24 protein-coding genes and 1 tRNA gene are annotated in these 24,715 nt (G+C 56.9%); 20 read left to right on the forward strand and 5 right to left on the reverse strand.

Annotated features, from left to right (window positions below):
* Nucleotides 1-117: 117 nt before the first annotated feature.
* Together A1355_RS05485 and A1355_RS25045 are read right to left on the reverse strand one after the other, a co-directional pair.
* Nucleotides 118-192, reverse strand: a tRNA-Gly gene (locus tag A1355_RS05485).
* Between the two features lie 75 nt (nucleotides 193-267).
* Nucleotides 268-408 carry a hypothetical protein gene (locus A1355_RS25045; protein ID WP_157197760.1) on the reverse strand — a complete coding sequence of 47 codons (141 nt, stop codon included), beginning with the start codon at nucleotides 406-408 and terminating at the stop codon, nucleotides 268-270.
* Between the two features lie 598 nt (nucleotides 409-1,006).
* Between A1355_RS25045 and A1355_RS26015 the strand changes: the two genes are divergently transcribed.
* The 11 genes from A1355_RS26015 (at nucleotide 1,007) to A1355_RS05540 (ending at nucleotide 11,883) form a co-directional block, all read left to right on the forward strand.
* Nucleotides 1,007-1,369 (forward strand): response regulator, encoded by a 363-nt coding sequence (locus tag A1355_RS26015; RefSeq protein WP_064025843.1) that lies wholly within the window; start codon nucleotides 1,007-1,009, stop codon nucleotides 1,367-1,369.
* A gap of 21 nt (nucleotides 1,370-1,390) precedes the next feature.
* Complete coding sequence (locus tag A1355_RS05495; protein ID WP_064025805.1) at nucleotides 1,391-3,439, forward strand: chemotaxis protein CheA; 2,049 nt, start codon at nucleotides 1,391-1,393, stop codon at nucleotides 3,437-3,439.
* Between the two features lie 30 nt (nucleotides 3,440-3,469).
* Nucleotides 3,470-3,976, forward strand: a complete 507-nt coding sequence (locus tag A1355_RS05500; RefSeq protein WP_064025807.1) for a chemotaxis protein CheW — start codon at nucleotides 3,470-3,472, stop codon at nucleotides 3,974-3,976.
* Nucleotides 3,977-4,009: 33 nt separating this feature from the next.
* Complete coding sequence (locus A1355_RS05505; protein ID WP_064025809.1) at nucleotides 4,010-6,349, forward strand: methyl-accepting chemotaxis protein; 2,340 nt, start codon at nucleotides 4,010-4,012, stop codon at nucleotides 6,347-6,349.
* Nucleotides 6,350-6,388: 39 nt separating this feature from the next.
* Entirely contained in the window at nucleotides 6,389-6,880 is a 492-nt protein-coding gene (locus A1355_RS05510) for a chemotaxis protein CheW (protein ID WP_064025845.1), read from the forward strand.
* Nucleotides 6,877-7,638, forward strand: coding sequence for a ParA family protein (locus A1355_RS05515; protein WP_064025811.1), 762 nt, complete (start codon nucleotides 6,877-6,879; stop codon nucleotides 7,636-7,638). The genes A1355_RS05510 and A1355_RS05515 overlap by 4 nt, the downstream gene beginning before the upstream one ends.
* A complete protein-coding gene (locus A1355_RS05520; protein ID WP_064025813.1) occupies nucleotides 7,638-8,111 on the forward strand; it encodes an STAS domain-containing protein in 474 nt (157 codons plus the stop codon). The genes A1355_RS05515 and A1355_RS05520 overlap by 1 nt, the downstream gene beginning before the upstream one ends.
* Before the next feature lie 18 nt (nucleotides 8,112-8,129).
* Nucleotides 8,130-8,987, forward strand: a complete 858-nt coding sequence (locus A1355_RS05525; protein ID WP_231883572.1) for a CheR family methyltransferase — start codon at nucleotides 8,130-8,132, stop codon at nucleotides 8,985-8,987.
* Nucleotides 8,984-9,625, forward strand: coding sequence for a chemotaxis protein CheD (locus tag A1355_RS05530; protein ID WP_064025817.1), 642 nt, complete (start codon nucleotides 8,984-8,986; stop codon nucleotides 9,623-9,625). Before A1355_RS05525 ends, A1355_RS05530 begins: the two co-directional genes overlap by 4 nt.
* Nucleotides 9,626-9,629: 4 nt before the next feature.
* Nucleotides 9,630-10,685 carry a protein-glutamate methylesterase/protein-glutamine glutaminase gene (locus A1355_RS05535; RefSeq protein WP_064025819.1) on the forward strand — a complete coding sequence of 352 codons (1,056 nt, stop codon included), beginning with the start codon at nucleotides 9,630-9,632 and terminating at the stop codon, nucleotides 10,683-10,685.
* A gap of 103 nt (nucleotides 10,686-10,788) precedes the next feature.
* Nucleotides 10,789-11,883: an AI-2E family transporter gene (locus A1355_RS05540; protein WP_064025821.1), complete on the forward strand. Its 1,095-nt coding sequence runs from the start codon at nucleotides 10,789-10,791 to the stop codon at nucleotides 11,881-11,883.
* 261 nt (nucleotides 11,884-12,144) lie between these two features.
* On the opposite strand, the gene A1355_RS05545 is transcribed toward A1355_RS05540, so the two are convergent.
* Entirely contained in the window at nucleotides 12,145-13,557 is a 1,413-nt protein-coding gene (locus A1355_RS05545) for a PhoH family protein (protein WP_064025823.1), read from the reverse strand.
* Nucleotides 13,558-13,773: 216 nt separating this feature from the next.
* On the opposite strand from A1355_RS05545, the gene A1355_RS05550 reads away from it, so the two are divergent.
* The 9 genes from A1355_RS05550 to A1355_RS05590 all read left to right on the forward strand — a co-directional run bounded on the left by A1355_RS05550 (nucleotide 13,774) and on the right by A1355_RS05590 (nucleotide 21,903).
* Nucleotides 13,774-14,319 (forward strand): hypothetical protein, encoded by a 546-nt coding sequence (locus A1355_RS05550; protein ID WP_331710111.1) that lies wholly within the window; start codon nucleotides 13,774-13,776, stop codon nucleotides 14,317-14,319.
* A 27-nt stretch (nucleotides 14,320-14,346) separates the two neighbouring features.
* Nucleotides 14,347-15,051, forward strand: coding sequence for a tetratricopeptide repeat protein (locus tag A1355_RS05555; RefSeq protein WP_064025827.1), 705 nt, complete (start codon nucleotides 14,347-14,349; stop codon nucleotides 15,049-15,051).
* 24 nt (nucleotides 15,052-15,075) lie between these two features.
* A complete protein-coding gene (locus A1355_RS05560) occupies nucleotides 15,076-16,995 on the forward strand; it encodes an ATP-dependent DNA helicase (RefSeq protein WP_064025829.1) in 1,920 nt (639 codons plus the stop codon).
* 75 nt (nucleotides 16,996-17,070) lie between these two features.
* On the forward strand, nucleotides 17,071-17,757 hold the full coding sequence (gene tsaB / locus A1355_RS05565) for a tRNA (adenosine(37)-N6)-threonylcarbamoyltransferase complex dimerization subunit type 1 TsaB (protein ID WP_064025831.1): 687 nt from the start codon (nucleotides 17,071-17,073) through the stop codon (nucleotides 17,755-17,757).
* Between the two features lie 39 nt (nucleotides 17,758-17,796).
* Nucleotides 17,797-18,420, forward strand: coding sequence for an L-threonylcarbamoyladenylate synthase (locus A1355_RS05570; RefSeq protein ID WP_064025833.1), 624 nt, complete (start codon nucleotides 17,797-17,799; stop codon nucleotides 18,418-18,420).
* A 4-nt stretch (nucleotides 18,421-18,424) separates the two neighbouring features.
* Nucleotides 18,425-19,078: a site-2 protease family protein gene (locus tag A1355_RS05575; RefSeq protein ID WP_064025835.1), complete on the forward strand. Its 654-nt coding sequence runs from the start codon at nucleotides 18,425-18,427 to the stop codon at nucleotides 19,076-19,078.
* Nucleotides 19,079-19,129: 51 nt separating this feature from the next.
* Nucleotides 19,130-19,951, forward strand: a complete 822-nt coding sequence (locus A1355_RS05580) for a segregation and condensation protein A (RefSeq protein ID WP_064025837.1) — start codon at nucleotides 19,130-19,132, stop codon at nucleotides 19,949-19,951.
* Between the two features lie 112 nt (nucleotides 19,952-20,063).
* Nucleotides 20,064-21,161, forward strand: a complete 1,098-nt coding sequence (gene scpB, locus A1355_RS26485) for an SMC-Scp complex subunit ScpB (protein WP_331710112.1) — start codon at nucleotides 20,064-20,066, stop codon at nucleotides 21,159-21,161.
* Nucleotides 21,162-21,204: 43 nt separating this feature from the next.
* Complete coding sequence (locus A1355_RS05590) at nucleotides 21,205-21,903, forward strand: pseudouridine synthase (protein WP_396643422.1); 699 nt, start codon at nucleotides 21,205-21,207, stop codon at nucleotides 21,901-21,903.
* A 172-nt stretch (nucleotides 21,904-22,075) separates the two neighbouring features.
* Here the strand turns inward: A1355_RS05590 and A1355_RS05595 are convergent, their stop codons facing one another.
* Entirely contained in the window at nucleotides 22,076-23,590 is a 1,515-nt protein-coding gene (locus A1355_RS05595) for a tetratricopeptide repeat-containing sulfotransferase family protein (RefSeq protein WP_064025852.1), read from the reverse strand.
* A 230-nt stretch (nucleotides 23,591-23,820) separates the two neighbouring features.
* On the reverse strand, nucleotides 23,821-24,715 hold an 895-nt coding region (locus tag A1355_RS25610; protein WP_197471725.1), incomplete at its 5' end, for a hypothetical protein.

Here is a 24,715-nt window from a genome sequence, read left to right on the forward strand (position 1 = left end):
GTTCGGTACGCGACCCGCACCGGTCCAACGAAAGCGACATTTCCGCGTAAAAAATGCCGAACCTCGAACGCTAGCGTTTCAAAAGTCAACGCGCTCGATCTATTGAGCTAGGCGGCTTGGAGCGGGCGATGGGAGTCGAACCCACGTCTTTGGCTTGGGAAGCCAAGGTAATGGCCGTTATACGACGCCCGCTAAGCGGTGAGGGCGGCCGGCATATCGGTGAGCAGGCCTGCCGAATCGAATTCTATCTCAAGTCAGTGCGGGTGGCTAACGCGTATCTGCGCTGTGCCAAGCTTCAGAGAAAAAGGCCGAGAGTTCCAGATAGAGTGCGCGCACCAATTGAATCGCGGCGACCGCTAATATGGCGCCAATCGAGAATCCGGCAAACAGCATCAACACGACTTTCATATTGTCCTCCACTTACTTAGGGTTATGACTCGAAATCACCGCCAATCAGGTCGGCGGGCGCTAAGTGTCAAGACTTTCGATAAGATTTTCAATATGTTTATTCGCAACAAAAGTGGTGAATTTGTAACGTGAATTCAATCAGTTAGTTAATGCTCGATCTTGATGCAGAGTAGTAGGTTGGGTGGCGTGATTGATACGACTAAATGCGGTGTCGATCACAGAAATATACAGGCTTGGCTGGCCCTAAGGTCCGTTCGCAAGCGGAACTGTCCTCAAGCTTGAGGCAAAACGGTAAGACCTTAGCGACTGCGAGCGTCAACGCCTACGGTCGATCAGGTACTTACTTCGATGGCGAATGGGCTTTTTCCCAATTCGAGTAATCAGGCCGATAGCCGGTTTTGTTTGTTTATCTGGCGACATCTTCGCAAAATTCAGCTAATGATCAGGAGCGCCCATGAGTTTCGCCGGAAACTTTGTTTCGGTTAACTATACTGTCAACCGACTTCTAAGATCGCCGGCTCGCCTATTCCAGGCGATAAAACGTTTCGCCGGGTTGCGAACGGCGGATGACAAAATCTTTAATTTGGAGGAAATCTCAGTGACCTCGATACTTGCTGTGGACGATTCCGCATCCATGCGCCAAATGGTGTGTTTTACCTTGAAAGGGGCGGGTTACGACGTCGTGGAAGCGGTTGATGGCGTCGACGGACTCAATAAAGCCAAGAGCCAAGCCTTCGATTGTGTTGTCACCGATGTCAACATGCCGAACAAGGACGGTATCCAGCTGATCCGGGACTTGCGCGCCCTGCCGAACTACAAATATACGCCGTTGCTGATGCTGACCACCGAGGCCGGTATGGATAAGAAGCAACTGGGTAAGGAGGCAGGGGCGACGGGCTGGATCGTCAAGCCGTTCAATCCGGAGCAGTTGTTGAAAACGATCCAAAAGGTTTTGGGTTAAGCCGCTGTCTGCGAGGCGCCGTTGACTATCGACATGTCCCAGTTTCATCAAGTCTTCTTCGAAGAAAGCTTCGAAGGGCTTGATGTCATGGAATCCGGGTTGTTAAGCCTTGATGTTGGTTCGGCGGACGCCGAATCGATCAATACCCTATTCCGGGCGGCCCACTCGATCAAGGGCGGTAGCGGCACATTCGGCTTCACCGAAGTCTCCGACTTTACTCACGTCATGGAAACCTTGCTGGACGAAATACGCGACGGTCGTCGGCAAGTCGCCGATGGGACGGTGAGGGCATTGTTGGAATCGGTCGATTGCCTAAGAGACATGCTGGGCCGCTTGAAAGGCGCCGAGCCGTTGGATCACGCGCGCATCGCTCAAACCAAAGCCGTGTTGGAAGCCGAATTGGCCGGTGCGCATTCCGATGATCCAAACGCTGGCAGTGGCTTACCGGCCTTGTCTCTACCCAATGATGCCGACGCGGCCGATTTACCGGGGAGCGCTTGGGCGATCGCGTTCAGCCCGCATCGGCATTTACTGAAAACCGGCAACGAGCCGGTACGGATGTTCCGCGAATTGGCCGGTTTGGGCGATTTGAAGGTTGCCGTCGATTTGCGGGGCGTGCCAAATTTTTTCGATTTGGACCCCGAGGAATGCTACCTGTCCTGGAAGTTGACGTTAACCGGCAATGTCGGGCGGGATGATGTCGCCGAGGTGTTCGATTGGGTGGAAAATGATTGCGATCTGGCCATCTACCCGTTACTAAAACACGATTCGGCTGCTGTCGTGGCCGAGCAGCGGCAGGGTGAAGCGGAGGCGGTCAAGACGATCCAAGCGGCGCCTTTCCAAATCATCCCTAACAGCGCCGAGCCGACCGCTCACGAAGACGCTAAGCCCGCCGCGAAGAGCGCGGGTTCGATTCGGGTGGATATCGCGAAAATCGATCATTTGATCAACATGGTTGGCGAATTGGTCATCACCCAATCGATGCTCAGTTTGGTCGGCGAGCGCTTCGAGGCCGGCAAACTGGACCAATTGCGCAACGGATTGACTCAACTCGAACGCCATACCCGCGAGTTGCAGGAAAGCGTCATGAACATTCGGATGTTGCCGGTCAGTTTTGTGTTCAGCCGTTTTCCGCGCCTGGTACACGATTTAAGCACTAAACTCGGCAAGAAAATCGAATTGAAGCTGATCGGCGAAAACACCGAGGTCGACAAGACCGTGGTCGAGTTATTGGCCGATCCTTTGGTCCATTTGGTTCGCAACAGCTTGGACCATGGCATCGAAATGCCCCAGGTTCGTCTGGCGGCCGGCAAACCGGAGACAGGCACCGTTACGCTACAGGCTTATCATCGCGGCGGCAATATTGTCATCGAAGTCAAAGACGACGGCCAAGGTTTGGACGGCGCCAAACTACGCGCCAAAGCGGTGGAGAAAGGATTGATTGGCGCGGACGCCGCGCTATCCGAACGGCAGTTGTACGACCTGATCTTCCTGCCCGGCTTTTCGACAGCGGACAAGTTGACCGATATTTCCGGGCGGGGCGTCGGCATGGACGTGGTGCGGCGTAATATTCAAGCCTTGGGCGGCAATATAGAAATCGCTTCGGAATTGGGCAAGGGTTCCACCTTCGCAATCTATTTGCCGCTGACCTTGGCGATACTGGACGGTCAATCGGTAGCGGTCGGCGACGAGATCTACATCCTGCCGCTGGGTGCGATCGTCGAATCGTTGAATATCAGCGAAGACAGAGTCAATCGGGTAGCCGGCAAAGGCGAGACCTTCCACCTGCGCAGCCAATATCTGCCGATCATTCGCCTACATCGAATTTTTCAGGTGCCGGGCGCCAAAGCGACCAAATTGACCGACGGGTTGTTGGTGGTCGTGGAAAGTCACGGCGTGCGCTGCGGTCTGTTTGTCGACGATCTACTTGGCCAGCAACAAGTGGTGATTAAGTCCCTGGAAGCCAATTATCGGCGGATCGACGGCATATCCGGCGCGACGATTCTGGGTGACGGGTCCGTAGCGCTCATTCTGGATATTCCGGGGTTGGTCGCCTTGGCCAATCAATGAGCGAAACTTACGCATGCTAATGGAGGCAATATGAGCGATGCCACGCCTACGGCCGCCAATAAGGCCGGCGATATTCGGCAATTTCTGACTTTCGTTTTGGGCGACGAGCGTTACGGCGTCGATGTTCTGCGGGTTCAGGAACTACGCTGTTGGGAGCCGGTGTCGCGGATACCCAACGTACCGTCTTACGAAAAGGGCGTCGTCAACTTGCGAGGCGCCATCGTACCCATCATCGATTTGCGCGAGCGCTTTCAGCTGGGTACCGGACAAGTCGGCCCGATGACGGTCGTGGTCGTGTTGCAGGTCAATGTAGGGGCCGCGATAAAAATCATGGGCGTGGTCGTCGACGCGGTATCCGATGTCGTTGACGTTGAAAAAAATGCAATCCAAAGCGCGCCGCATTTCGGCACCAAGGTCAGTACCGAATTTATCGCAGGACTCGCGTCGGTGCGTAACGAGATGGTGATGTTGCTCGATGTCGATCGATTGTTAAAGCTTGAAGGTTTGGAAGACGCCGACGATGGTCGGACCCCGTGACGCGCAAGGCCGAATTTCAACGGAGAAATTGCAATGAGAGTGAACCAACCTGTGACCGACCGCGAAGTCACGATGACACCGGGTACGGTGCTGGTGACGCGGACCAACCTAAAAGGCATCATCACTTACGCCAATGAAGCGTTCATCGAAATCAGCGGTTTCAGTCGGGATGAATTGATCGGTGCCAACCACAATCTGGTTCGCCATCCCGACATGCCGGAGGCGGCATTCGCCGATCTTTGGCAATGCCTGAAAGCGGGCCTCCCTTGGACCGCGCCGGTCAAGAACCGCACCAAGTCCGGCGATTTTTATTGGGTCGAAGCCAATGTCACGCCGGTCCGGAAGAACGGTAAAGTCCACGAGTATTTGTCGGTTCGCTATGCGCCCAGTCGCGAGCAAATCAATCAGGCCGAAGCGTTCTATGAAAAATTGGCGAACAAGCAGGCCTCGATCCGGCCGGTTGGCTTGCGGGCGGCGTGGGCGAAATTGGCCGACATCGGTATCGGTACTAAATTGGCGATCGCCGGCTTGCTATTGGCCTTGCCCACGCTGATTTGGCTTGCGCAAGCGATTGCCGAGCAAAAATACCCGATGGCGGCCGCGGCAGGCGCGATGATGGCGGTTGGCGGTTGGATAGGTGTATCGGCGGTACGCCGCATTCTCGAACATTTACGCGAGTCGACGCGGATTTGTTACCGCTTGGCCGACGACCAATTCCGGAACGAGATCGAGTTGAACCGCAACGATCAGATCGGCGCGTTCAACCGGGCTTTGTATACCACCCAAGTCAAACTGATCGCCGATTTGGCTTACTCGAAGCAGGTCGCCTACGAAGCCACCCGCATCAAACAGGCTTTGGACAATGTCGAGTCTTGCGTGATGGTGGCCAATAACGATTTGGACATCATCTATATGAATAACACCGTCAAGGCCATGTTCAAAAACGCGGAGGCCGATATTCGTCGGCAATTGCCGAATTTCGACGCGGACGCCTTGCTGGGCGCCAATATCGATCAGTTCCACCAACACCCGGCGCACCAGCGCGGATTAATGGCCGGCTTGGTGCAAACCTTTAGCTCGCAATTGGTCATCGGTGGCCGGCATATGAATATCGTCGCCAATCCGGTGGTTAACGACGAAGGCGCCCGTATCGGTGTCGTGGTCGAATGGCTTGATCGCACGCGCGAGGTCAAGGTCGAACGGGAGATCGAGGCCATCGTTCAAAGTGTCAAGACCGGACAACTGGATAAGCGCTTGGCCCTCGACGACAAACAAGGTTTTTTCGCCAAGTTAAGCCAAGAAATCAACGACCTGACCGATGTGATCGAACGGGTATTCGAAGAAGTCGGCAGCACGATGAAAAGCATGGCCGAAGGCGATCTGAGTAACTGGATTACCAGCGATTATCAGGGGGTCTACCTGACCTGTAAGAAAGACATCAACAGCACGATCGATAAGTTGGGCGACATCTTCGGCGAAGTTACCGAGTCGGCGAACTTCATCAACAATTCGTCGCGGGAAATCGCCAGCGGCAACAATAATCTGTCGCAACGCGCCGAACAACAGGCCGCAAACCTGGAGGAAACCGCGGCCAGCATGGAAGAATTGACCAGTACCGTCAAAAACAACGCGGAGAACGCCCAGCAGGCGAATCTGGTGGCGGACAACGCCAGAGAACTCGCCGAGAAGGGCGGAAACGTGGTCAGCGCCGCCGTCAAGGCCATGCAGGATATCAACGAAAGCAGCAATAAAATCGCCGACATCATTGGCGTTATCGACGAAATTGCGTTCCAGACCAACCTACTGGCGTTGAACGCGTCGGTGGAAGCGGCCCGAGCCGGCGAACAAGGCCGTGGCTTCTCGGTGGTCGCGACTGAAGTTAGAAATCTGGCGCAACGTAGCGCTACCGCCGCGCGGGAAAGCAAGGAACTGATTCAGTCCAGCGTGCAAAAAGTTCGGGTCGGGACCGATTTTGTCAATCAAACCGGTAAGGCTCTGGTCGAAATTGTCGCCAGCGTCAAAAAGGTTGGCGATATCGTCGCCGAAATAGCGAATGCCAGTGCCGAACAATCGGCCGGCATTGCTCAAGTGAACCAAGCCGTGGCGCAAATGGACGAGATCACTCAACAAAACGCCGCGTTGGCCGAGCAAGCTTCGGCGGCCAGCGTATCGATGAGCGATTTGTCGATGAACATGGTAGAACTGTTGTCGTTTTTTAAGCTGGACGAGCGCCAGCAGCGGCAGGCGAACACGCCGCAAAAGTCCGCGGTAACGCCCGACATTGCGAATAACGCCGCGCCGGCTTTCAGCAAGCGTCCGATTTCTCCGGCGTTTAAACCGGCGAGCGACGACGACGAATGGCAAGACTTCTAATTGCAGCCTGTCATCGCGGCCTTAACCTTCCAATTCAATATGAACGACAGTAACGCGACCGACCGCAATATCGAACAATTTTTGACATTCGAGTTGGCCGGCGATGCCTATGCGCTGAGCATTTTGAAGGTCCAGGAAATTCGCGGTTGGGAACCTGTGCGCAAACTGCCGGATACGCCGGCTTTCGTCGTCGGGGCGCTCAACTTGCGCGGCATGATCGTGCCGGTCGTCGATTTACGGATTCGCTTCGGAATCGAGCGAGCGGAGTACACGCCGACCACGGTGGTGATTGTGGCATGCGTGGAGACCGCCGCGCACGACCAAGTGGTGATGGGCGTCATTGCCGATGCGGTTTCCGATGTGCTGGATGTCGATCCCGCCGAGATCAAACCAGCGCCGAATCTGGGCGCGCGGATCGATACCCGCTACATGCGCGGAATCTACGTGGCCAAGCAGCACATGGTGATGGTCCTGAATGTCGATAAATTACTGGACCCGGAAGAATTCGTCGGTCTCGGCGCCGCGTCATGAGTCGGCGCATCGTCGCGATCCTGAATCAAAAAGGTGGCGTCGGCAAAACCACGACCGCGGTTAATCTTTGCCACGCCTTGGCTCGGATGGGTCAACGGATAGCCGTGATCGATTTGGACCCGCAATGCCATCTCTCGGTATCGTTGGGCGTCAGGTCCAACAATCGGCCCGGCGTCGATGAAGCAATGTTGGGCGGCGCTAATCTGGACGGTTGCGCGGTCCAGGCGCGGGAAAATTTGTGGTTGATACCGCCGGGGCCGCGCTTGCAAGAAATCGAACAGCTCAGCCAGGGTGAAACTCACCGTGGCGATTTGCTGGCGATCGCGCTGGCGAATAGCCTGACGGAGATCGACTCGGTGTTCATCGATTGCCCGCCGTCGTCCGGCATTCTGGTGGCGAATGCGTTAATGGCCGCCGACGAGATTTTGATACCGATGACCAGCGATTATCTGGCCTTGCAGGGTTTGTCGCACTTGATGGGGACTTTGCTGAAATTCGAGGCGGCGTTAAATAAACATTACTTGCTGCGCTTGGTGATGTCCCGCTACGTGCCGACGCGGCGCTTGTCGCAAGATGTGTTGCGGACCTTGGGCGAGTATTTCAGCGGCAAGATTCTGGCGACGCCGATACGCGAGACCGCATTCTTGGCGGAATGCCCAAGTTTTGGCAAAACGATCTTCGAGTACCGGCCGGGTTGTCGCTCGGCGCGGGATTTTAACGCGTTGGCGCGTGACTTTTTGACCGGAACGGTGATCTGATGGCGGATAAACACGAACCCAGTTTGATCGGTTACGACCCTCTGGCTTGGTTGCGCGAGCCCGGCGTGGCCAAATCGTCCGAACCGAGCGAGGTATTGGCTATCCCGCAACCCAAGCAGCCGGTTTTGGCGGAAGCCGACGCCGACGGCGTTGCCGATAGCGCGACAATGTCGATGGCTCATGCCACGCGTATTGCATTGGAGGCGGTGCAAAGCATCCAGAACGTTTGCAATTTGTATGAGCGGCTTTTGACGGCGCTGGCGGACGCCGAGGCCATTGAAATCGACGCGTCGGCGGTGAGTATGGTCGATACCGCGACTTTGCAACTACTGTTGGTGTTGAAGCGGACCGCACTGGATGCCGGCAAGCAAGTCAGTTTCGATTTTCCGTCGGACCGTTTTGTCGAGGCGGCTCGATTGCTCGGCATTGCCGAGTTGTTGGAGGTCGACCAGGCTTACGCCGGTTTTTTCTAAACCGGTCGGGAGCTGGATTTGACCGATAATCCATGGCCTGTGCGCGATAGCCAGCGCGAATTTGCCTACACGCGCGCCGATTTCGACCGACTCCGGCAGTTGTCTCGAGATTATTCCGGCATCCAGGTGCCCGACGACAAGTTCGATATGTTCTATTCGCGCTTGGCCAAACGCTTGAGGGCCTTGGGCTTGTCGACGTTTCGGTCTTACGTGGATTATTTGAGTGCCCATCCCGACCTCGAATTTACCGAATTCATCAATTCGGTGACGACCAATCTCACGGCGTTTTTTCGCGAGAACCATCATTTCGAATTTCTGGCTAAACAAGCCCTACCGCAAATCTGTAAGCAGTCCGTGGGGCGTAAAACGTTGAGTGCCTGGTCGGCCGGCTGTTCGACCGGCGAGGAAGCGTATTCGTTGGCAATGACGCTGCACGAACATTTACCGGGCGATTGGCGGTTTCAAGTGCTGGCGACCGATTTGGATACCCAGGTTTTACGGACGGCCGCCGCCGGAGTTTATCCTCTCGAAGCGGTCGCGCGCTTGGGCGAGCGACGATTGAAGCAGTGGTTTCAAAAAGGGGTCGGTCGGCAAGATCGTAGAGTGCGGGTCAAGGCCGAGTTGCGCGAGGCCATTGAGTTTCGCCAGCTCAACTTGATGCGGGATTGGCCGGAGCTGAGCGGCTTTGATCTGATTTTTTGCCGAAATGTGCTGATTTATTTCGACCGAAGCACCAAGGAAGCCTTGGCAAAACGCTATTGGCAAGCGCTACGCCCCGGTGGGTATTTGTTCATCGGTCATTCCGAGTCGTTACACCAGCTCGATACCGGGTTCGAAGCGTTGGGACAGACGGTTTACCGGAAGCCGGAACGATGACGGCGGACACCTTGGCGTTGGCGCCGATTCAAGGGTTCGAACACATCAATCGCTATTGGGACCGCCAGCGCGGGATACAAGCCGCCAAGTTGCTGCCCGGCGATTATTACGTTACCGACCGGGCCGAGCTGATCACGACGGTCTTGGGGTCGTGCGTCGCGGCTTGCGTTTACTGCCCTGGCACCGGCGCCGGCGGTATGAATCATTTCATGTTGCCGCACACCGACCATGCTCGCTTTGTCTCTCCCGAAGAACGTTGTCTCAGCCGCGCCTCGCGTTATGGCAATTTCGCGATGGAGTTTTTGATCAACGGGGTATTGCGCTATGGCGGATGTCGGCGGGACCTGCAAGTCAAACTGTTCGGCGGCGCCAGCGTCGTCGCCAATCTTGGCGGCGTTGGCGTTAGCAATGTCGAATTCGTGTTGGCCTATGTCGAGCGGGAAGGCATGGCATTGGTGTCCTACGATTTGGGCGGCGTGTTTCCGCGCAAGATTGTTTTCGATCCGCGTACCGGCTCGGTGAAGCTGAAAAATCTCGAGCAATTGACCAACGATACGATCGTGCGGCGCGAATCCAGTTACCAGCAAATTGTCAACGGCATGGCGCCGGAAGGTAGTGTCGAACTGTTCACAGGGTGATCGGATGAAGAAAATAAAATTATTGATCGTCGACGATTCGGCATTGATTCGGCAGCTATTGGCAAAAATCGTCGGAGAAGTCGACGATATCGAAGTGATCGGTACCGCCGGCGATCCCTACGAAGCCAGGGAAAAAATCAAGACGCTAAATCCGGATGTGTTAACGTTAGACATTGAAATGCCTAGGATGGACGGCTTGACCTTCCTGGGTAATTTGATGAGGCTCAGGCCGATGCCGGTAGTGATGATTTCGACCTTGACCGCGCAAGGCGCGGAGGCGACCATGGCGGCGCTGACGCTAGGAGCGGTGGATTTCGTTACCAAACCGCAATTGAACAGTGTCGAAAACCTGCGGCAATACGCCGATGAAATCGTTAACAAAATAAGAACAGCTGCAAAAGCGAACATGAAGGTGTGGGATGTCAATCGAGCGCGCGCGGCGGAGCCCGCGACGGCGCTATCCTCGGAGACCGGCCGGCGGTTTACGGCGTCGTCTCGCAAAATTGTCGCGTTGGGCTCGTCGACCGGCGGTACAGAAGCGTTGCGCTTGCTGGTCGGCGGTTTGCCCAGTACCGCGCCGGCGATTCTGGTCGTACAGCATTTACCGGTTGCCTTCAGCGCGTCGTTTGCGAAACACGTCAACGATGCGACCGAGATGCGGGCTGGCCTGGCCAACGACGGCGAACCAGTAATGGCGGGGCATATCTATATCGCTCCCGGTGATCGCCATCTGGCCGTGGCGCTGGAACGGCACGGCTGGGTTTGCCGCTTGTTGGACGGGCCGCCGGTCAATCGGCATAAGCCGTCGGTGGAAGTCTTGTTCAAGTCGGTGGCGGAGCAGGCCGGCTCGGCCGCGATCGGCGTGATGTTGACCGGCATGGGCGCGGACGGTGCCAAGGCCATGTTGGAAATGCGAGACGCCGGCGCCGTCAATATCGTACAGGACGAAGCCACCAGCGTGGTTTGGGGGATGCCCGGCGAAGCTTATCGGCTAGGAGCGGCTCATCACGTCGTGCCGCTGGAACGGATCGCCGCGCAAATCTTGGCCTTGACGCGTTGATCGAGTTTCGACCGGCGCCAAACAGGCCGTACTGTTTCTTTTCCGCATTACTAGGCGGTTTCCGATCGCGGTGGCGGTTGCGGCCGTCGTCTGGAGACTTTGAATGATGCTATACGGCGACCACGCCAATTCCCGATTGCTGACGCGGCTTATTAAGCGGATTTTGCCTAACTCGCAAGCCGTATCGTTGGCCATTATTTTATTGGTCGGCTCAGTCTTGATCTACAGCCTGTTGGGTTTGCTGATGCCGGTATTCGTTGCCATCGTGTTGGCCTATCTGCTCGAGGGCATGGTGGTCAAGGTCGAGCGGAACGTCAGTCGCATCGTGGCGGTACATCTCGTGTATTTCACGTTTCTGACCGTTTTCGGCTTCGTGTTGTTCGTGCTCGTCCCGGTCGTTTCGGAACAAACCGTACAGTTGGTCCAGCACATTCCCGACTTCATACATAGCGCGGAAGCCGAAATCATGCGGTTTCCGGAGCGTCATCCGGAGTTGATTACCGAGGCGCGGATTCGCCAATTGATGTTTTCGGTTCAGCAGGATTTACTCAAATACAGCCAGGATCTGATTTCCGGTTCGGCGCAGTCCTTCGTCGGCTTGGTCGCGTTGGTGATTTATCTGTTTTTGGTACCGATGATGGTGTTTTTTCTGCTCAAGGATAAGGCCGTCCTATTGAGTTGGTTTCAACAGTTCTTGCCCAAAGACCGGCATTTGAGCCTGCGGGTGTGGCGGGAAGTCGATAGACAGATTGCCAACTATGTGCGCGGTAAATTCGTTGAGGTCTTCATTTTGTGGGCCGTCAGTTTTCTGGTGTTTTGGTGGCTGGATCTGAATTACGCGATGCTGCTGGCGGTCTTGATGGGCCTGTCGGTGGTGATTCCCTATATCGGCGCCACGCTGGTGACGCTGCCGGTACTGGCGGTGGCCTATTTGCAATGGGGCTTGGCGAACGGCGACCATTTTATGTACGTGTTCGTCGCCTATTCCGTGGTGCAGGCGATGGATGGCGTGATTCTGGTGCCCTTGCTGTTTTCCGAGGCGGTGAATTTGCATCCGATCGCGATCATTGTCGCGATCCTGTTTTTCGGCGGCTTGTGGGGATTTTGGGGCGTGTTCTTCGCAATCCCGTTGGCGACCGTGGTCAATGCGGTATTGACGGCCTGGCCCAATTCGGACGGCTTAAGCGTCGACGTTTAATGCCGGCTGTCGAGCCACGGTCGCGCAAACCTCGGTGTCGCCGATACGCGACCGGATGCCGGTCGTGATTCAGCCGGAAGCTTATGCCGATTGGTTTAAGCCATTGATAGACCCGGCGCGGGCGCGCGCCATGTCGCCGGTGCGGCCGACATGGCGATGGCGGTCACCCAGGTCGGGGCTTGGGTAAACAATCCGCGCCGCGACGATAAAAACCGCGTCTGCCTGGCACCGCGGCAGGGCCAGGGCCAATCCTGGCCGTTGTTATAAATTATCCGACGCGAAATCCGCCAGCCGCGAACGTTCGCCGCGTCGCAACGTGATGTGCGCGCTGTTTGCCCAGGCCTTGAAGCGGTCGACGACGTAAGTCAAACCGGAACTGGTCGCGGTCAGGTAGGGTGTATCGATCTGTCCCAGGTTGCCGATGCAGATAATCTTGGTGCCGGGACCGGCGCGAGTGATCAGGGTTTTCATCTGCTTGGGCGTCAGGTTTTGCGCCTCGTCTATGATCAAGAAACGGTTCAGAAAGGTCCGGCCGCGCATGAAGTTCAGCGAGCGGATTTTGACCCGGTTCATCAGCACGTTTTGCGACGCGCCTTGTTCCCATTCGGTGTTGCCGGAGCGGCTGCCCAACAGTTCCAGGTTGTCCATCAACGCGCCCATCCAGGGTGCCATTTTCTCTTCCTCGCTGCCCGGCAGAAAGCCGATGTCCTGACCGACAGGCACGGTCTCGCGAGTCATGATGATTTCCTGATACAACTTGTGTTCCATCGTCAGCGACAAGCCGGCGGCCAGCGCCAGCAGCGTCTTGCCGGTGCCGGCGGTGCCGAGCAGCGTTACAAAATCGATATTGGGGTCGAGCAGCGCGTTCAATGCAAAATTTTGTTCGCGATTCTTGGCGCACACGCCCCAAACACTGTTGTGCTTGGTGCGGAAATCGCGGGCCAGTTGCAAGACCGCGCTCTGGCCGTCGCAAGTTTTGACGATGGCTTCGAAGCCGGATTCGTCGTCCATATACACAAACTGGTTGGGAAACCAGTCGGCCACCGCCGGCCCGCTGACTTTGTAGTAGGTATGGTTGTTTTCCTGCCAGGACTCCATCTTGCCGCCGTTTTCTTCCCAAAAATCGGCTTCCAGCGCCATCGTGCCGTTGTACAGCAGATCGATGTCTTCGATGGTCTGGTCGTTGTGGTAATCCTCGGCGTTCAGTTGCAGAGCGGCGGCCTTGATGCGCATATTGATGTCCTTGGACACCAGGATGACGTTGACGTCCGGGTATTCCTTGCCCAAGGCCAGTACGATGCTCAAAATCGAATTGTCGGCAATCTGGCCGGGCAGATTATCGGGCAGCAGATGCGACAACTGTTTAGTTTGGAAATACAGGCGGCCGTCGTAATCGGCGTCCACGGCTAAACCGTGTTCGATGCGGGACAGCGGCAGGCCGTCGTTGATGGTCTGTTGATTGGCGTCGCGGATCAGTTCGTCCAAGAAACGGCTGACTTGGCGGACATTACGGGAAACGTCGGATAAACCTTTCTTGGCATGGTCGAGTTCTTCGAGGACCACCATCGGAATGAAAATATTGTGTTCCTGAAAGCGAAAGATGGCGGTTGGGTCGTGCATCAAAACGTTGGTGTCCAGCACAAACAATTTTTTGCCCGAAGATTGAATATTCATGGAGTCCTTGAACGATGGGGTGAAGTAACGTTGGGCGGCTTTCCGCTCAGCTACCTTTCTAACTCATCCGCCGAGCCAGCGTCAAATTCTTCACGAAGCCGCGTACGTTTTTTGAGTGTCGCCGCCGCGTCCGTCGGTTGGCGTGATTTGTGTTGCTTCGGCGATTCAACTAGAATCCCAACACCGCACTTTCATTACGGTTTGTCCGCTACACCCATGACTATGACCTATTCAGACGCAAGCCGGCCCGACTTGGATTGGAGCCAGATTAGAGAAACCATCAAACTGTTGACCGTGTCCGCCGCGCAGATGGACGGCAGCATGAAAGACGGCGACGCATCGGTCAATGCGCTGGCCACGGCGTTTACCGGCATGGTCGAAAACTTGGCCGCGATTCGCGAACAATTGACCGGTTTGGCGGAGAGCGAAAATCGGGAAAACGCCTTGGCGCAGTGCGATGCCGCTCGCCGCAAGATCGACGACGCCATCGTTGAATTCCAATTCTACGACCGGCTACAACAATGTCTCCAGCATGTGTCGGCCAACCTGAAGGATTTGTCGGCGATGATCGAAACCCCGCACAGGTTGTATAATCCCGCCGAATGGTGCGCATTGCAGGACGCGATTCGCGGCCGTTATACGATGGAGGCGGAGAAGGTGATGTTCGACGCGATTCATCAAGGCAAATCCATAGAGGAAGCGCTGGCGTTGTTCGAGGCCGCCAATCAGACCGGTGGCGATCCGGACATCCAGTTGTTTTAAATCCACACCTCCATTGCATAAGGTTTAATGAAGAAATCATCCTTGCTCGTCCTGTTCCCGCTAGTGCTGTTGTTGTCGGCTTGCGCCGGCGTTTCGGAATCCGAACGGCCCAGCCCGACCGCGGGCCAGGCCGCCGCCAAGAAAGCCCAGTCCAAGAAAAATCCGGCCGCCAAGGATAAGGCGCCGATACCGCCGGTCGCCAAGAAAGCGCAAGCCAGTGTGCCTGGTACCGGTACCTACGCCATCGAAGAGGTCACCACCAATTTTAAGGACGAACCGAATCTGCCGGCGTTTCGAGCCGAGCCGTTGACGCCGCCGGTTGAATCGGCCGCCACCACGCCGGTGGCGCCGACCGCCGAGGCGGTGCGCCTGAATATCGAAGACGCGCAGATTCCCAGCGGCACGTCGCCGGCCGTCGTCGCGCTGGTTAGCGAAGCCGACCGTAGCCGTAATGCCGGCGACCTGGATGCCGCGGTGGTGGTGATGGAGCGGGCCTTGCGCATCGATGCGCGTAATCCGCTATTGACTTACAAATTGGCCTTGTTGCGGCTCAAGCAGAATAAGGCACCGCAAGCCGAGGAGCTGGCTGGTAAGGCCGCATTGTTGGCCGGCGGCGATTTGAGCTTGAAACGCAAAAGCTGGTTGCTGATCTCCGAAGCCCGGCAGATGCAGCAAAATCCGCAAGGTGCCAAGGAAGCCAAGGCCAAGGCGGACAGCTTTTTCGGGCATTGATTTTCGCGCCGCGCTGACTTGCAAATGGCCGAACTCGCCGACATCTTTGGCGATGCCGGCGCGTTGGCCGAGGCCATCCCCGGCTACGCGCCGCGTGCCGCGCAAATCGAAATGGCGCAAGCCATCGCCGACGCCATCTCCGCCGGGCAACATTTGATTGCCGAGGCGGGCACCGGTACCGGTAAAACCTTTGCTTATCTGATTCCCGCCATCCTGTCGCGCAAGAAAGTCATTGTTTCGACCGGCACCAAGAATCTGCAAGACCAATTGTTCAACAAGGACATCCCGGTTATCCGCAAGGCGCTGACCCGCACCCCGTTCAAAGCCAGCCTGCTGAAGGGACGCGCCAATTACTTATGCACTTACCGTCTGGATCAGGCTTTGAATTCGGCCTTCGGCTATAGCCAGGAAGACGCCGCGGCGCTGGCCAAAATTCATGCCTGGGGTAAGCGCACCAAGGCCGGCGACGTTTCCGAAGTCGCCGACGTCCAGGACGGCGATCCGATCTGGTTTCACGCCACCTCGACCGCCGACAATTGCCTTGGCCAGGAATGCCCGGATTACGCCGATTGCTTTTTGGTCAAGGCCCGCAAGCAGGCCCAGGAATCCGACGTCGTCGTGGTCAACCACCATTTGTTGTGCGCGGATTGGTCTATTCGGGAAACCGGTTTCGGCGAATTGTTGCCGGACGCCGAAGTCGTCATCATCGACGAGGCCCATCAGTTGGCCGATACCGCATCCAATTTCCTAGGTGTGACGATCAGCGGCAAACAGTTGACCGATCTGGCCGACGATGCGTTGGCCGAATATTTCACCGACGCCAAGGATATGCCGGATCTACGCACCGCTTGCGAAGACTTGCAGCACGAGGTCAAGGACATGCGTCTGGCCTTCGGCTTGGAATTGCGGCGCGGCGACTGGCAGGATATCGAGACCAACCCGAAAATCGCCGGCGCGCTGGAGTCCTTGCAAAAGCAACTGGCGCGCTTGACCGATCAACTCGAACGCGCGTCGGTGCGTAGCAAGGGGCTGGAGTCTTGTTTCGACCGCGCCGAAGCTCTGGACGTGCAATTGGAAACGTTGATCAACGACCGGGACGGGCAGTGGATCAAATGGTATGAAACCTATAACAAGTCGTTCACGCTCAGTCGCACGCCACTGGACATCGCCAAGGAGTTTCGCGGCTTCATGGCCCGCCACAAGGCGGCCTGGATATTCACCTCGGCGACGTTAAGCGTCGCCAACAATTTCGCGCATTTCTCGCGCAGTCTGGGTTTGGGCGGTGCCGACAGCCGGAGTTGGGAAAGTCCGTTCGACTACCCGAATCAAGCGTTGTTTTACCACCCCAAGGGCTTGCCGCAACCTAACGATCAGGATTTCACCGACAAAATCGTCGAATTCGCGCTGCCGGTGCTGGAAGCCAGCCGGGGCAGGGCGTTCTTTCTATTCACCAGTCACCGGGCTTTGCAACGAGCCGCCCAATTACTGGACGGTCGGATCGATCATCCGCTACTGGTGCAAGGTACCCGGTCCAAGGCTGCCCTATTGGACCAGTTCAAGGAACTGGGCAACGCGGTACTATTGGCCACCGCCAGTTTCTGGGAAGGCGTGGACGTGCGCGGCGATGCCTTATCTTGCGTCATTATCGACAAACTGCCGTTCGCCTCGCCCGGCGATCCGGTGTTGAAGGCCAGGATGAGCGCCATCGAAAAGCAGGGCCGCAACCCGTTTTTCGAACACCAATTACCCAGTGCGATTATCATGCTCAGGCAAGGTATCGGACGCCTGATCCGCGATGTAAACGATCGCGGAGTACTGATGGTTTGCGATCCGCGCTTGTTAAAGCGTTCCTACGGACAGATGTTTTTGGATAGCGTGCCGGCGATGCGGCGTAGTCGCGACATCGAAGATGTGCGGCGGTTTTTTAACGAAGTATCGGATTAGCTCGATACTGGGGCCCGATCGGGCCAGCGAAGCATCGGACGCGTTTTTGATCAACTCTGTTACTCGAACTGAATTATGAAATTACTGGCAGTAGAAACTTCCACCGATGCTTGTTCGGCCGCCTTGTTTTTCGACGGCGAGATCGTCGAGCGCTTCGCCGTCGCGCCGCGCGACCACACCAAACTGATTTTGCCGATGATAGACGAGCTGATGGCCGACGCCGAACTAAAACCTCGGCAACTTGACGCGGTCGCGGTGGGTCGCGGGCCGGGGTCGTTCACCGGGGTTAGAATTGCCGGCGGCCTCGTTCAGGGCATCGCGTTCGGCGCGGATCTGCCGGTGGTGCCGGTATCGACCTTGGCCGCGATCGCCCAGGATTTTTTCAACAAACAATCATTGGCCGAGTTGGCGTTTACCGCGATGGACGCCCGGATGGATGAAATTTACTGGGCGGTGTATCAGCGAGATAACGAACATTTCGCCAAATTGCTTGGCATAGAAGTCGTGACGCCGGCGGGAGAGGTGGCGTTTCCCGAAGCCGTCGGTTTTGGCGTCGGTTCGGGCTGGGGCGTGTATTGTGCCCAGTTGGCCGAATGCCTGGGCGAACTGGTGCAAGGCGTCGAAATCGACGTTTGGCCGAGGGCCGCCTGTATCGCTCAATTGGGCGTGCGCGACTTTATGAAGGGGCTGGCCGTGCCGGTCGAGGAGGCCATGCCGGTCTACCTGCGCGACAAAGTGGCGAAAAAGGAATCGGAAAGATAAGGTACAATGCCGCCCTTACGCGGCAGTTTCATCGGGTCAATGGCACAGTTCTTCGAGATTCATCCGGACAATCCGCAGCAGCGCTTGATCCGGCAGGCGGCGGAAATCGTTCGGAAGGGCGGCGTCATTGCCTATCCGACCGACTCTTCCTACGCGCTGGGTTGCCATATCGGCGACAAGGCGGCAATGGACACCATCCGCCGGATTCGCCGGCTCGACGACAAGCATAATTTCACACTGTGCTGCAGCGATCTGACCCAGGTGTCTACCTTCACCAAAATGGGTAACGACGCCCATCGGCTGATCAAGAAGTTGACGCCGGGACCGTTTACGTTTTTGTTGGACGCCACCCGCGAGGTGCCTCGGCGCTTGCAACACCCCAAGAAAAAAACCATCGGCGTCAGGATTCCGGACAACCGGGTGGCGGCGATGTTGCTGGAAGAACTGGGCGAGCCGCTACTGACGGCGACCTTGATTTTGCCCGGCGACGAAGAGGCGCTGAGCGACCCTTACGAAATCCGCCTCGGCCTGGAACACGAACTGGATTTGGTGATGAGCACGGGAACTATCGAAGCGCGCGCCACGACTGTGATCGCCTGCGGCGACAACGGCATCGAAATCGTCAGACAGGGCATAGGCATCGCGCCGATGCTGGAGGCTTGAGACTATGATGGAAGAACTGACCTTGGTGCAACGTGTCGTGGTTTGGAGTTTGCCGGTAGTCTTCGCGATTACCGGCCACGAAGTCGCCCACGGCTGGATGGCCAAACGCTACGGCGACAAAACCGCCGAACGGGAAGGCCGCTTGACGCTGAATCCGTTGCGGCATATCGACCCGCTCGGCACCATCATCATTCCCGGCCTGCTGTTAATCACGTTTACCGGTTTTATCTTCGGCTGGGCCAAGCCGGTACCGATCGACGCCCGCAACTTCAAGCAGCCCAAAAAAGCCATGATGATGGTGGCGTTGGCCGGTCCGTTGGCCAACCTGTGCATGGCAATAGCCTGGGCCTTGCTGGCTAGGATAGGGGTTGCGCTGGAGTTCGAATTCGTCTCGATGCCGTTGATTTACAGCGGCGTGGCGGGCATTACCATCAATCTGGTGTTGATGATGATCAACCTGCTACCGATTCCGCCGTTGGACGGCAGCCGGGTATTGTCCGGATTGTTGCCGGATTATTGGGCATGGCGTTATAACCAATTCGAACGTTATGGTTTCATCGTGTTGCTGATTTTACTGGCGACCGACGTGCTCAGCTTTTTACTGGCCTATCCCATGTTTTATGCGCAGCAATTGTTTTTCACGCTCGCCGGCATGTGAAGCGGTTTCGGATGGGTTTTTTAAGCGCCGATCGGATGTTCGCTTAAACCGATGAATGCGGTGGAGTTACCGGTGGAAACGGCGCCGGAACCGATTGCGCTGGTGCTCGGCGAGCCGTTCCAAACCTTGCCCGACGATTTGTACATCCCGCCGGATGCGCTGGAAGTGTTTCTGGATGCGTTCGAAGGGCCGTTGGACTTGCTGCTGTATTTGATCCGCCGACAGAATCTGGATATTCTCGATATCCCGATCGCCCAAATCACCAAGCAATACATCGCCTACATCGACATGATGGACAATTTGCGTCTGGAGCTGGCGGCCGAATATCTAGTGATGGCCGCGCTGCTGGCGGAAATCAAATCGCGGATGCTGCTGCCGCGCCAGCCGGAAAGCGAGGAAGAGGAGGAGGACCCGCGCGCCTTCCTGATCCGTAAATTGCAGGAATACGAAGCGATCAAAAAAGTCGCCGAGGAAATCGACCGCTTGCCGCGCCACGAACGCGATACGTTCGAAGCGGTTGTCGACGTTTCGACGATCGGCATCAGGCAGATTCTGCCGGACATCGAGCTCGGCGAGCTGTTACTGTCCCTCCAGGATGTCTTGAAGCGCGCCGAACGACTTAGTCACCACCATATCAGTAAAGAGCCTTTATCAGTCCGTGAACGAATGGCAGCCATTTTGGAAAAACTTGACGGAGCAGATCAGCTCCATTTCTCAGCGTGTTTTACCCGAAGTGAAGGAAAAAACGGGGTGGTTGTCGCGTTTCTTGCCATCCTTGAGCTCTCCAAGGAGCGACTCCTCGACATCTTCCAGCCCGAGCCTTACGCCGGCATCCACGTCCGGCTTAGAGCCAATACCGCTACAGGCGACTGATTCGCCGTCGTTCGCCGCTACCGTCGCCGATGTTCCCGTCACAGCCAAACCGCGCAAGCCCAGAGTCAAGCCGGAGCCAGTCACGGTCTATGTGCAGGTCCGGCGCAGAGCCGTGCGTTTTCCGCGAGGTTGGTCGGTCGAGCGCCATGCCGGCATCGCCGCGCCGACCGAAGCAATCGCAAACGTCGAATCGGTGGAGCCGGCGGCGATCGATGCCGACGTTTCGCGTGGTTTCAGACCCAGTAAGGCGCGCCTGGCGGCTGGCCGGCGCGGCGATTGGCGATGCCCGACATCTGCTGCCACATCGGTCGGGCGCAATAAGTCCTCGGCGCGCTTGCCGCCCAACCGGCGCGGTGACTGGCGAATGCCGCGGCCGGCCGCGCCCGCCGTTAGCCAGCGCAAGCGCGTGCCGAGATTGCCGTTGGCCTTGGCCGACGGTTGGCGGGTGGCGGTTACCGAGCGGAGCGAGCCAAGGCCGGCGGTCTTCGACTATCCGCTGGAGGCCAATGTGAATACCAAGCGCATCGTCGAAGCGATTCTGTTCGCCGCCAATCGGCCGATGACGGTCAAACAGATTCAGGAAACCTTTCCCGAACTGGAACAACCGGATACGCTGGCGATCCAGATCGCGTTGGAAGAAATCGCCCGCGACTACGCCGATCGGCCGGTCGGCCTGAAACACCTGGCCAGCGGTTACCGTTTTCAGGTGCGGGAAGGTTTGGCGCATTGGGTCGGCCGGCTGTTCGAGGAGCGCCCAGCGCGTTATTCGCGAGCTCTGCTGGAAACGCTGGCCATTATCGCCTACCGGCAACCGGTGACGCGCGGCGAGATCGAAGACATTCGCGGCGTCAGCGTCAGTACCTCCATCGTCCAGACGCTGCTGGAGCGCGAGTGGGTCAAGGTGGTCGGCCATAAGGAAGTGCCCGGCCGGCCGGCGCTTTACTGCACAACCAAGCAGTTTTTGGATTATTTCAATTTAACGTCGTTGAGCGAATTACCGCCATTGGAAGAGATTGTCGACATGGACCTCGGCCCGTCCGCTCAACCGCCAGCACCACAGGAATCCCGTGAAAGACCGCAAACCCAGCAAACCCCAGTCGGCGAAGGCCCAATCGCCCAAGCGCAAAACCAACCTTCCGAAGCCGAGTCCGTCGAAGCCCGGCTCGACGAAACCCGGTCCGGCGACACTCCCGAGCGCACTCTCCACTGACGCGAGCGGCGAACGCATCCAGAAGTTCCTAGCGCGGGCCGGTTTGGGCTCGCGGCGAGAAATCGAGCGTTGGATCGAGGAAGGCAAGCTGACGGTCAACGGCAACCGTATCCAGCCGGGTTATCACTTGAGACCGGGCGATCATTTGGCGGTCAACGGCCGCATCGTCAAGTGGGAGAAGTATGCCGAGCAACCGACCCGCGTGTTGGTGTACCACAAACCGGTCGGCGAATTGGTAACCCGTCGCGATCCCGAAGGTCGGCCGGTGATTTTTACCCAGTTGCCGCGCCTGGCCGTTGGCCGTTGGATTGCGGTCGGTCGTTTGGACATCAACACTTCCGGCCTGCTGTTGGTCACCAATAACGGCGAGCTGGCCAACCGTTTGATGCATCCGTCGCGCGAGGTCGAACGCGAATACGCGGTGCGCATCCTTGGTGAGGTCGGCGACGACATGATGGAACGCCTGAAAAACGGGGTAGAACTGGAAGACGGTCCCGCCCATTTCGAGGCGGTGAGTTTCTATGCCGGCGAGGGCGCCAACAAGTGGTTTTACGCGACGGTCAAGCAGGGCCGTAATCGCTTGGTGCGCCGCTTGTGGGAATCGCAAGGCGTCAAAGTCAGTCGCCTGATACGGGTGCGTTACGGCGATATCGTACTGCCGGAGCGGGTGCGGGCCCATTCGTTCTACGAACTGGAAGCCAAGGAATTGCAGGAATTACTGGCGTTTGTCGGCCTGGCCTGACGCGCGGGTATTGCCCGAGCGGAAAATTTCGGCGGGAGCGGCTTCGGTCGCGATCAATGGTGTGCCGACACCGGTATGTACGTCATTTGCTCAACGATTCCCAAGTAACGCATCGCTGTCGCGTCCGGCGATTGCGGTTGGCCGGAGCGCCCGCGATGCGCCGGCCGATTCTTCAGTCGTAGCCCAGCGCGGCCAGAAAGGGTTTCAGTTCGGCTTCAATTTCCTCGAACTCATCGGCGTAATGGCGCCAACGGCCGACCGACGACGAATACAAGGGTTGGGCGACTTGCTCGTAACTTGGGCTGGCAATGTATTTGCCGGCCGCTCGCTTGTGGAATTCGGCGACAGCGGGGTTCCAATCCAGACCGATCAGCGAGAACACCCGTCGGAAACTCGCTTCGAAGTCGAATACCGCATCTTCGTAACGCAGTTCGACAAAGTCCATCGTCAACATCGGCTTGACGGTCAGCCACCAATCCATCACCTGGCCGTAAAAGTGCGCCGTGCCGAGCCAAGTCAGCAATGGTACCGTGGACGGCGTGGGAACCATGGTCTGCATGAAACAACTCAGGCAAACGTCGCGCGGATCGCGCAGCAAAAACACCAGCTTGGCATCCGGGAAGATCGCGTTGATGAAACCAAGATCGATGGAATTCATCGTGGTTTTGTCGAGCAGGTGTTTCGTGCCGATCCGGTCGCCGAACAGTGCTCGCGCCCGATCCCAGTAAAACCGTCGCAGATGCAATACGCCGTCCCAATCCAAACCGGCCAACAATTCGGTCTGTCGGGTGCTTTGCGGGTTGATGCGTCTGAGTTCCTTGGCCGTCGCGGCGATCAGGTCGGTTTCGTCGGCAACGAATAAATCGGGGTGAGTGCCCAGCACTTCCTGGGTCAGCGTGGTTCCGGTACGCATGAAACCCAGCACGAAGACCGGCGGCGGCAGGTCGGCCGGAAACTCGCGGCCGGCCCAGCGGCCAAGCAAGTCGCGGGTGTAGGCTGTTTTATAGTCAGCCAACATCGTGGGGACCAAGGTTGCGTCTTGCCGTTTGACCTCAACGAGTTGCGGCGCTATATCGGCGGCGGGACGCAAGTGGGCGAAAACTTGGGAAAACTCGCCCAGCCTATCCAGCAACCGGGCCATCTCCTTGTGGGCGCGAAATTTTTCTTCCGGCTTCAACAGGGGATGGCTCAAGGCCTTGGCTAAACGTTCGCGCGCCGGCTGGTATTGGCCATCCGATATTTCCAGCGTCGCGACGAGTATCGTCAGCATCGGATTGTCAGGCACCAATTTCAACGCTTGTTTGGCGGCGGCCAGTGCCGGCTTTTTTTGATTCAGCCGGGAATGGCTCAGAGCCAACAGTTGGAAACCGCGAACGTGGTTGGGCGCGATTTGTACCGCCTGTTTGCAAAGTTCGAGTGCGCCGTCGTAGTCGCTCCAGTGTTGCAGCTGATCGGCCAAGTCCAAGGCTAAGCCGGTGTCGCGGCTTTTTTTGGCTTTTTTCAGCAGCCATTGGCCCGATAGGCGCAAGTATTTCAGCCCTGCGTCGCGATCGCCCAACCAACATAAGGACTGGCCGAGACAGGCGGCGATTTGGGGATCTTTAGGGCTTTCGGTCAGGGCCTTGCCGAAGCATTCGGCTGCGGCCGCGAAGTCTTTTTGTTGCACTGCGGCTTGGCCGCGTTCCATGAATGACGCCATTTCGATAACGAAAAAAAAACCGCAAGTTTAAATTGGATTCGTGGGATGTGTGAATGGAATTTGCCGCGCGGTGGATCAGCGTTGATTTTTGAGACTGCCGAGCCCATTGCGCGGCGATGTCAGCGTTGGCTCGAACGATGCGCCTAGCGCACGACGCGGTAAGCGACCGCGCCATATCGCGGACGGATATGGCGCGGTTTCAGGCTAGCGGCGGACGATCAGCGAGGCTTGGTGCTGATACGCATTTTTATCGATGTCGCGGTTTGCACCAGCTCGTAACCCAAGTTCCCAGGCAATATTGGATAGCTCGCTAAAACAGGGTATCCGGTAATGTTGTCGGCGGTGATCAGCGTGACTTCTTGGCCAAACCCCAGCATATATTGTTCGCGAAACGAGACGTACAGTCGGGCGCCATCCAGGTTCAGATTGCCGTTGACGACCAGTTTGTCATTTCCGGCCGCGCCGCCAAGCTGCATTTCGATCGAGCCGTCGACAGTTAAATCATTAACCACCGTTAGCGTACCCAAATCGTCGCCGGGGGATATTGTGCCGCCAAACTGAACCGTATTGTCGTCTCCCGTTAAGGTTAGCGTGCCGCTGCCGGATAATACCCCATGTTGAATGTCGAGATTACGTGGGCCGAATGTCCCGTTGATAACGGTTTTACCCCCGGTCTGCGTGTAATACGGTGACGAACAACGGCTTTGAGCTTTAATTTCGAAAATGCCATCGTTTATTATGCCAGGGTTTGGGTTTTGATCCGTGGGCGAGAAATTGCAGTAATTATTGGTGCCATAATCGATAGTAAAAGTGCCATGATTTTTGATAGAGTTTTTAAGTGCTGGGAAGCCGCCACCTTTCCCGGTAGTAGAATATAAATTTTTTATAAAGCGCATGGTCCCGAAGTTTTCGATGCTGCTGCCTTGGTTGGTATAAGAATCGAAATAACCTGAAAATAGCATCAATCCGCCGACTTCGTTGATGATAGCGAGTGGGCTATCAAAATTACTGCCTGTGGTCCAGGTATCGCCGTTAAATTGCATAACGCCGGCGTTTCTGACTTCCCCATCGACCATGGTCTGGGTATTAAAGATCCTGATTAGCAAGCTCCTT

Source organism: Methylomonas koyamae, assembly GCF_001644025.1.
In the GTDB taxonomy this organism is placed as follows: domain Bacteria; phylum Pseudomonadota; class Gammaproteobacteria; order Methylococcales; family Methylomonadaceae; genus Methylomonas; species Methylomonas koyamae_A.

What these genes read in the sequence shown, in the direction of transcription:
- A1355_RS25045 (WP_157197760.1), bottom strand. Translation starts at nt 408, where the DNA reads ATGAAAGTCGTGTTGATGCTGTTTGCCGGATTCTCGATTGGCGCCATA.
- A1355_RS05500 (WP_064025807.1), top strand. Translation starts at nt 3,470, where the DNA reads ATGAGCGATGCCACGCCTACGGCCGCCAATAAGGCCGGCGATATTCGG.
- A1355_RS05505 (WP_064025809.1), top strand. Translation starts at nt 4,010, where the DNA reads ATGAGAGTGAACCAACCTGTGACCGACCGCGAAGTCACGATGACACCG.
- A1355_RS05510 (WP_064025845.1), top strand. Translation starts at nt 6,389, where the DNA reads ATGAACGACAGTAACGCGACCGACCGCAATATCGAACAATTTTTGACA.
- A1355_RS05515 (WP_064025811.1), top strand. Translation starts at nt 6,877, where the DNA reads ATGAGTCGGCGCATCGTCGCGATCCTGAATCAAAAAGGTGGCGTCGGC.
- A1355_RS05520 (WP_064025813.1), top strand. Translation starts at nt 7,638, where the DNA reads ATGGCGGATAAACACGAACCCAGTTTGATCGGTTACGACCCTCTGGCT.
- A1355_RS05530 (WP_064025817.1), top strand. Translation starts at nt 8,984, where the DNA reads ATGACGGCGGACACCTTGGCGTTGGCGCCGATTCAAGGGTTCGAACAC.
- A1355_RS05535 (WP_064025819.1), top strand. Translation starts at nt 9,630, where the DNA reads ATGAAGAAAATAAAATTATTGATCGTCGACGATTCGGCATTGATTCGG.
- A1355_RS05540 (WP_064025821.1), top strand. Translation starts at nt 10,789, where the DNA reads ATGATGCTATACGGCGACCACGCCAATTCCCGATTGCTGACGCGGCTT.
- A1355_RS05545 (WP_064025823.1), bottom strand. Translation starts at nt 13,557, where the DNA reads ATGAATATTCAATCTTCGGGCAAAAAATTGTTTGTGCTGGACACCAAC.
- A1355_RS05550 (WP_331710111.1), top strand. Translation starts at nt 13,774, where the DNA reads ATGACTATGACCTATTCAGACGCAAGCCGGCCCGACTTGGATTGGAGC.
- A1355_RS05555 (WP_064025827.1), top strand. Translation starts at nt 14,347, where the DNA reads ATGAAGAAATCATCCTTGCTCGTCCTGTTCCCGCTAGTGCTGTTGTTG.
- A1355_RS05560 (WP_064025829.1), top strand. Translation starts at nt 15,076, where the DNA reads ATGGCCGAACTCGCCGACATCTTTGGCGATGCCGGCGCGTTGGCCGAG.
- tsaB (WP_064025831.1), top strand. Translation starts at nt 17,071, where the DNA reads ATGAAATTACTGGCAGTAGAAACTTCCACCGATGCTTGTTCGGCCGCC.
- A1355_RS05570 (WP_064025833.1), top strand. Translation starts at nt 17,797, where the DNA reads ATGGCACAGTTCTTCGAGATTCATCCGGACAATCCGCAGCAGCGCTTG.
- A1355_RS05575 (WP_064025835.1), top strand. Translation starts at nt 18,425, where the DNA reads ATGATGGAAGAACTGACCTTGGTGCAACGTGTCGTGGTTTGGAGTTTG.
- A1355_RS05580 (WP_064025837.1), top strand. Translation starts at nt 19,130, where the DNA reads ATGAATGCGGTGGAGTTACCGGTGGAAACGGCGCCGGAACCGATTGCG.
- A1355_RS05595 (WP_064025852.1), bottom strand. Translation starts at nt 23,590, where the DNA reads ATGGAACGCGGCCAAGCCGCAGTGCAACAAAAAGACTTCGCGGCCGCA.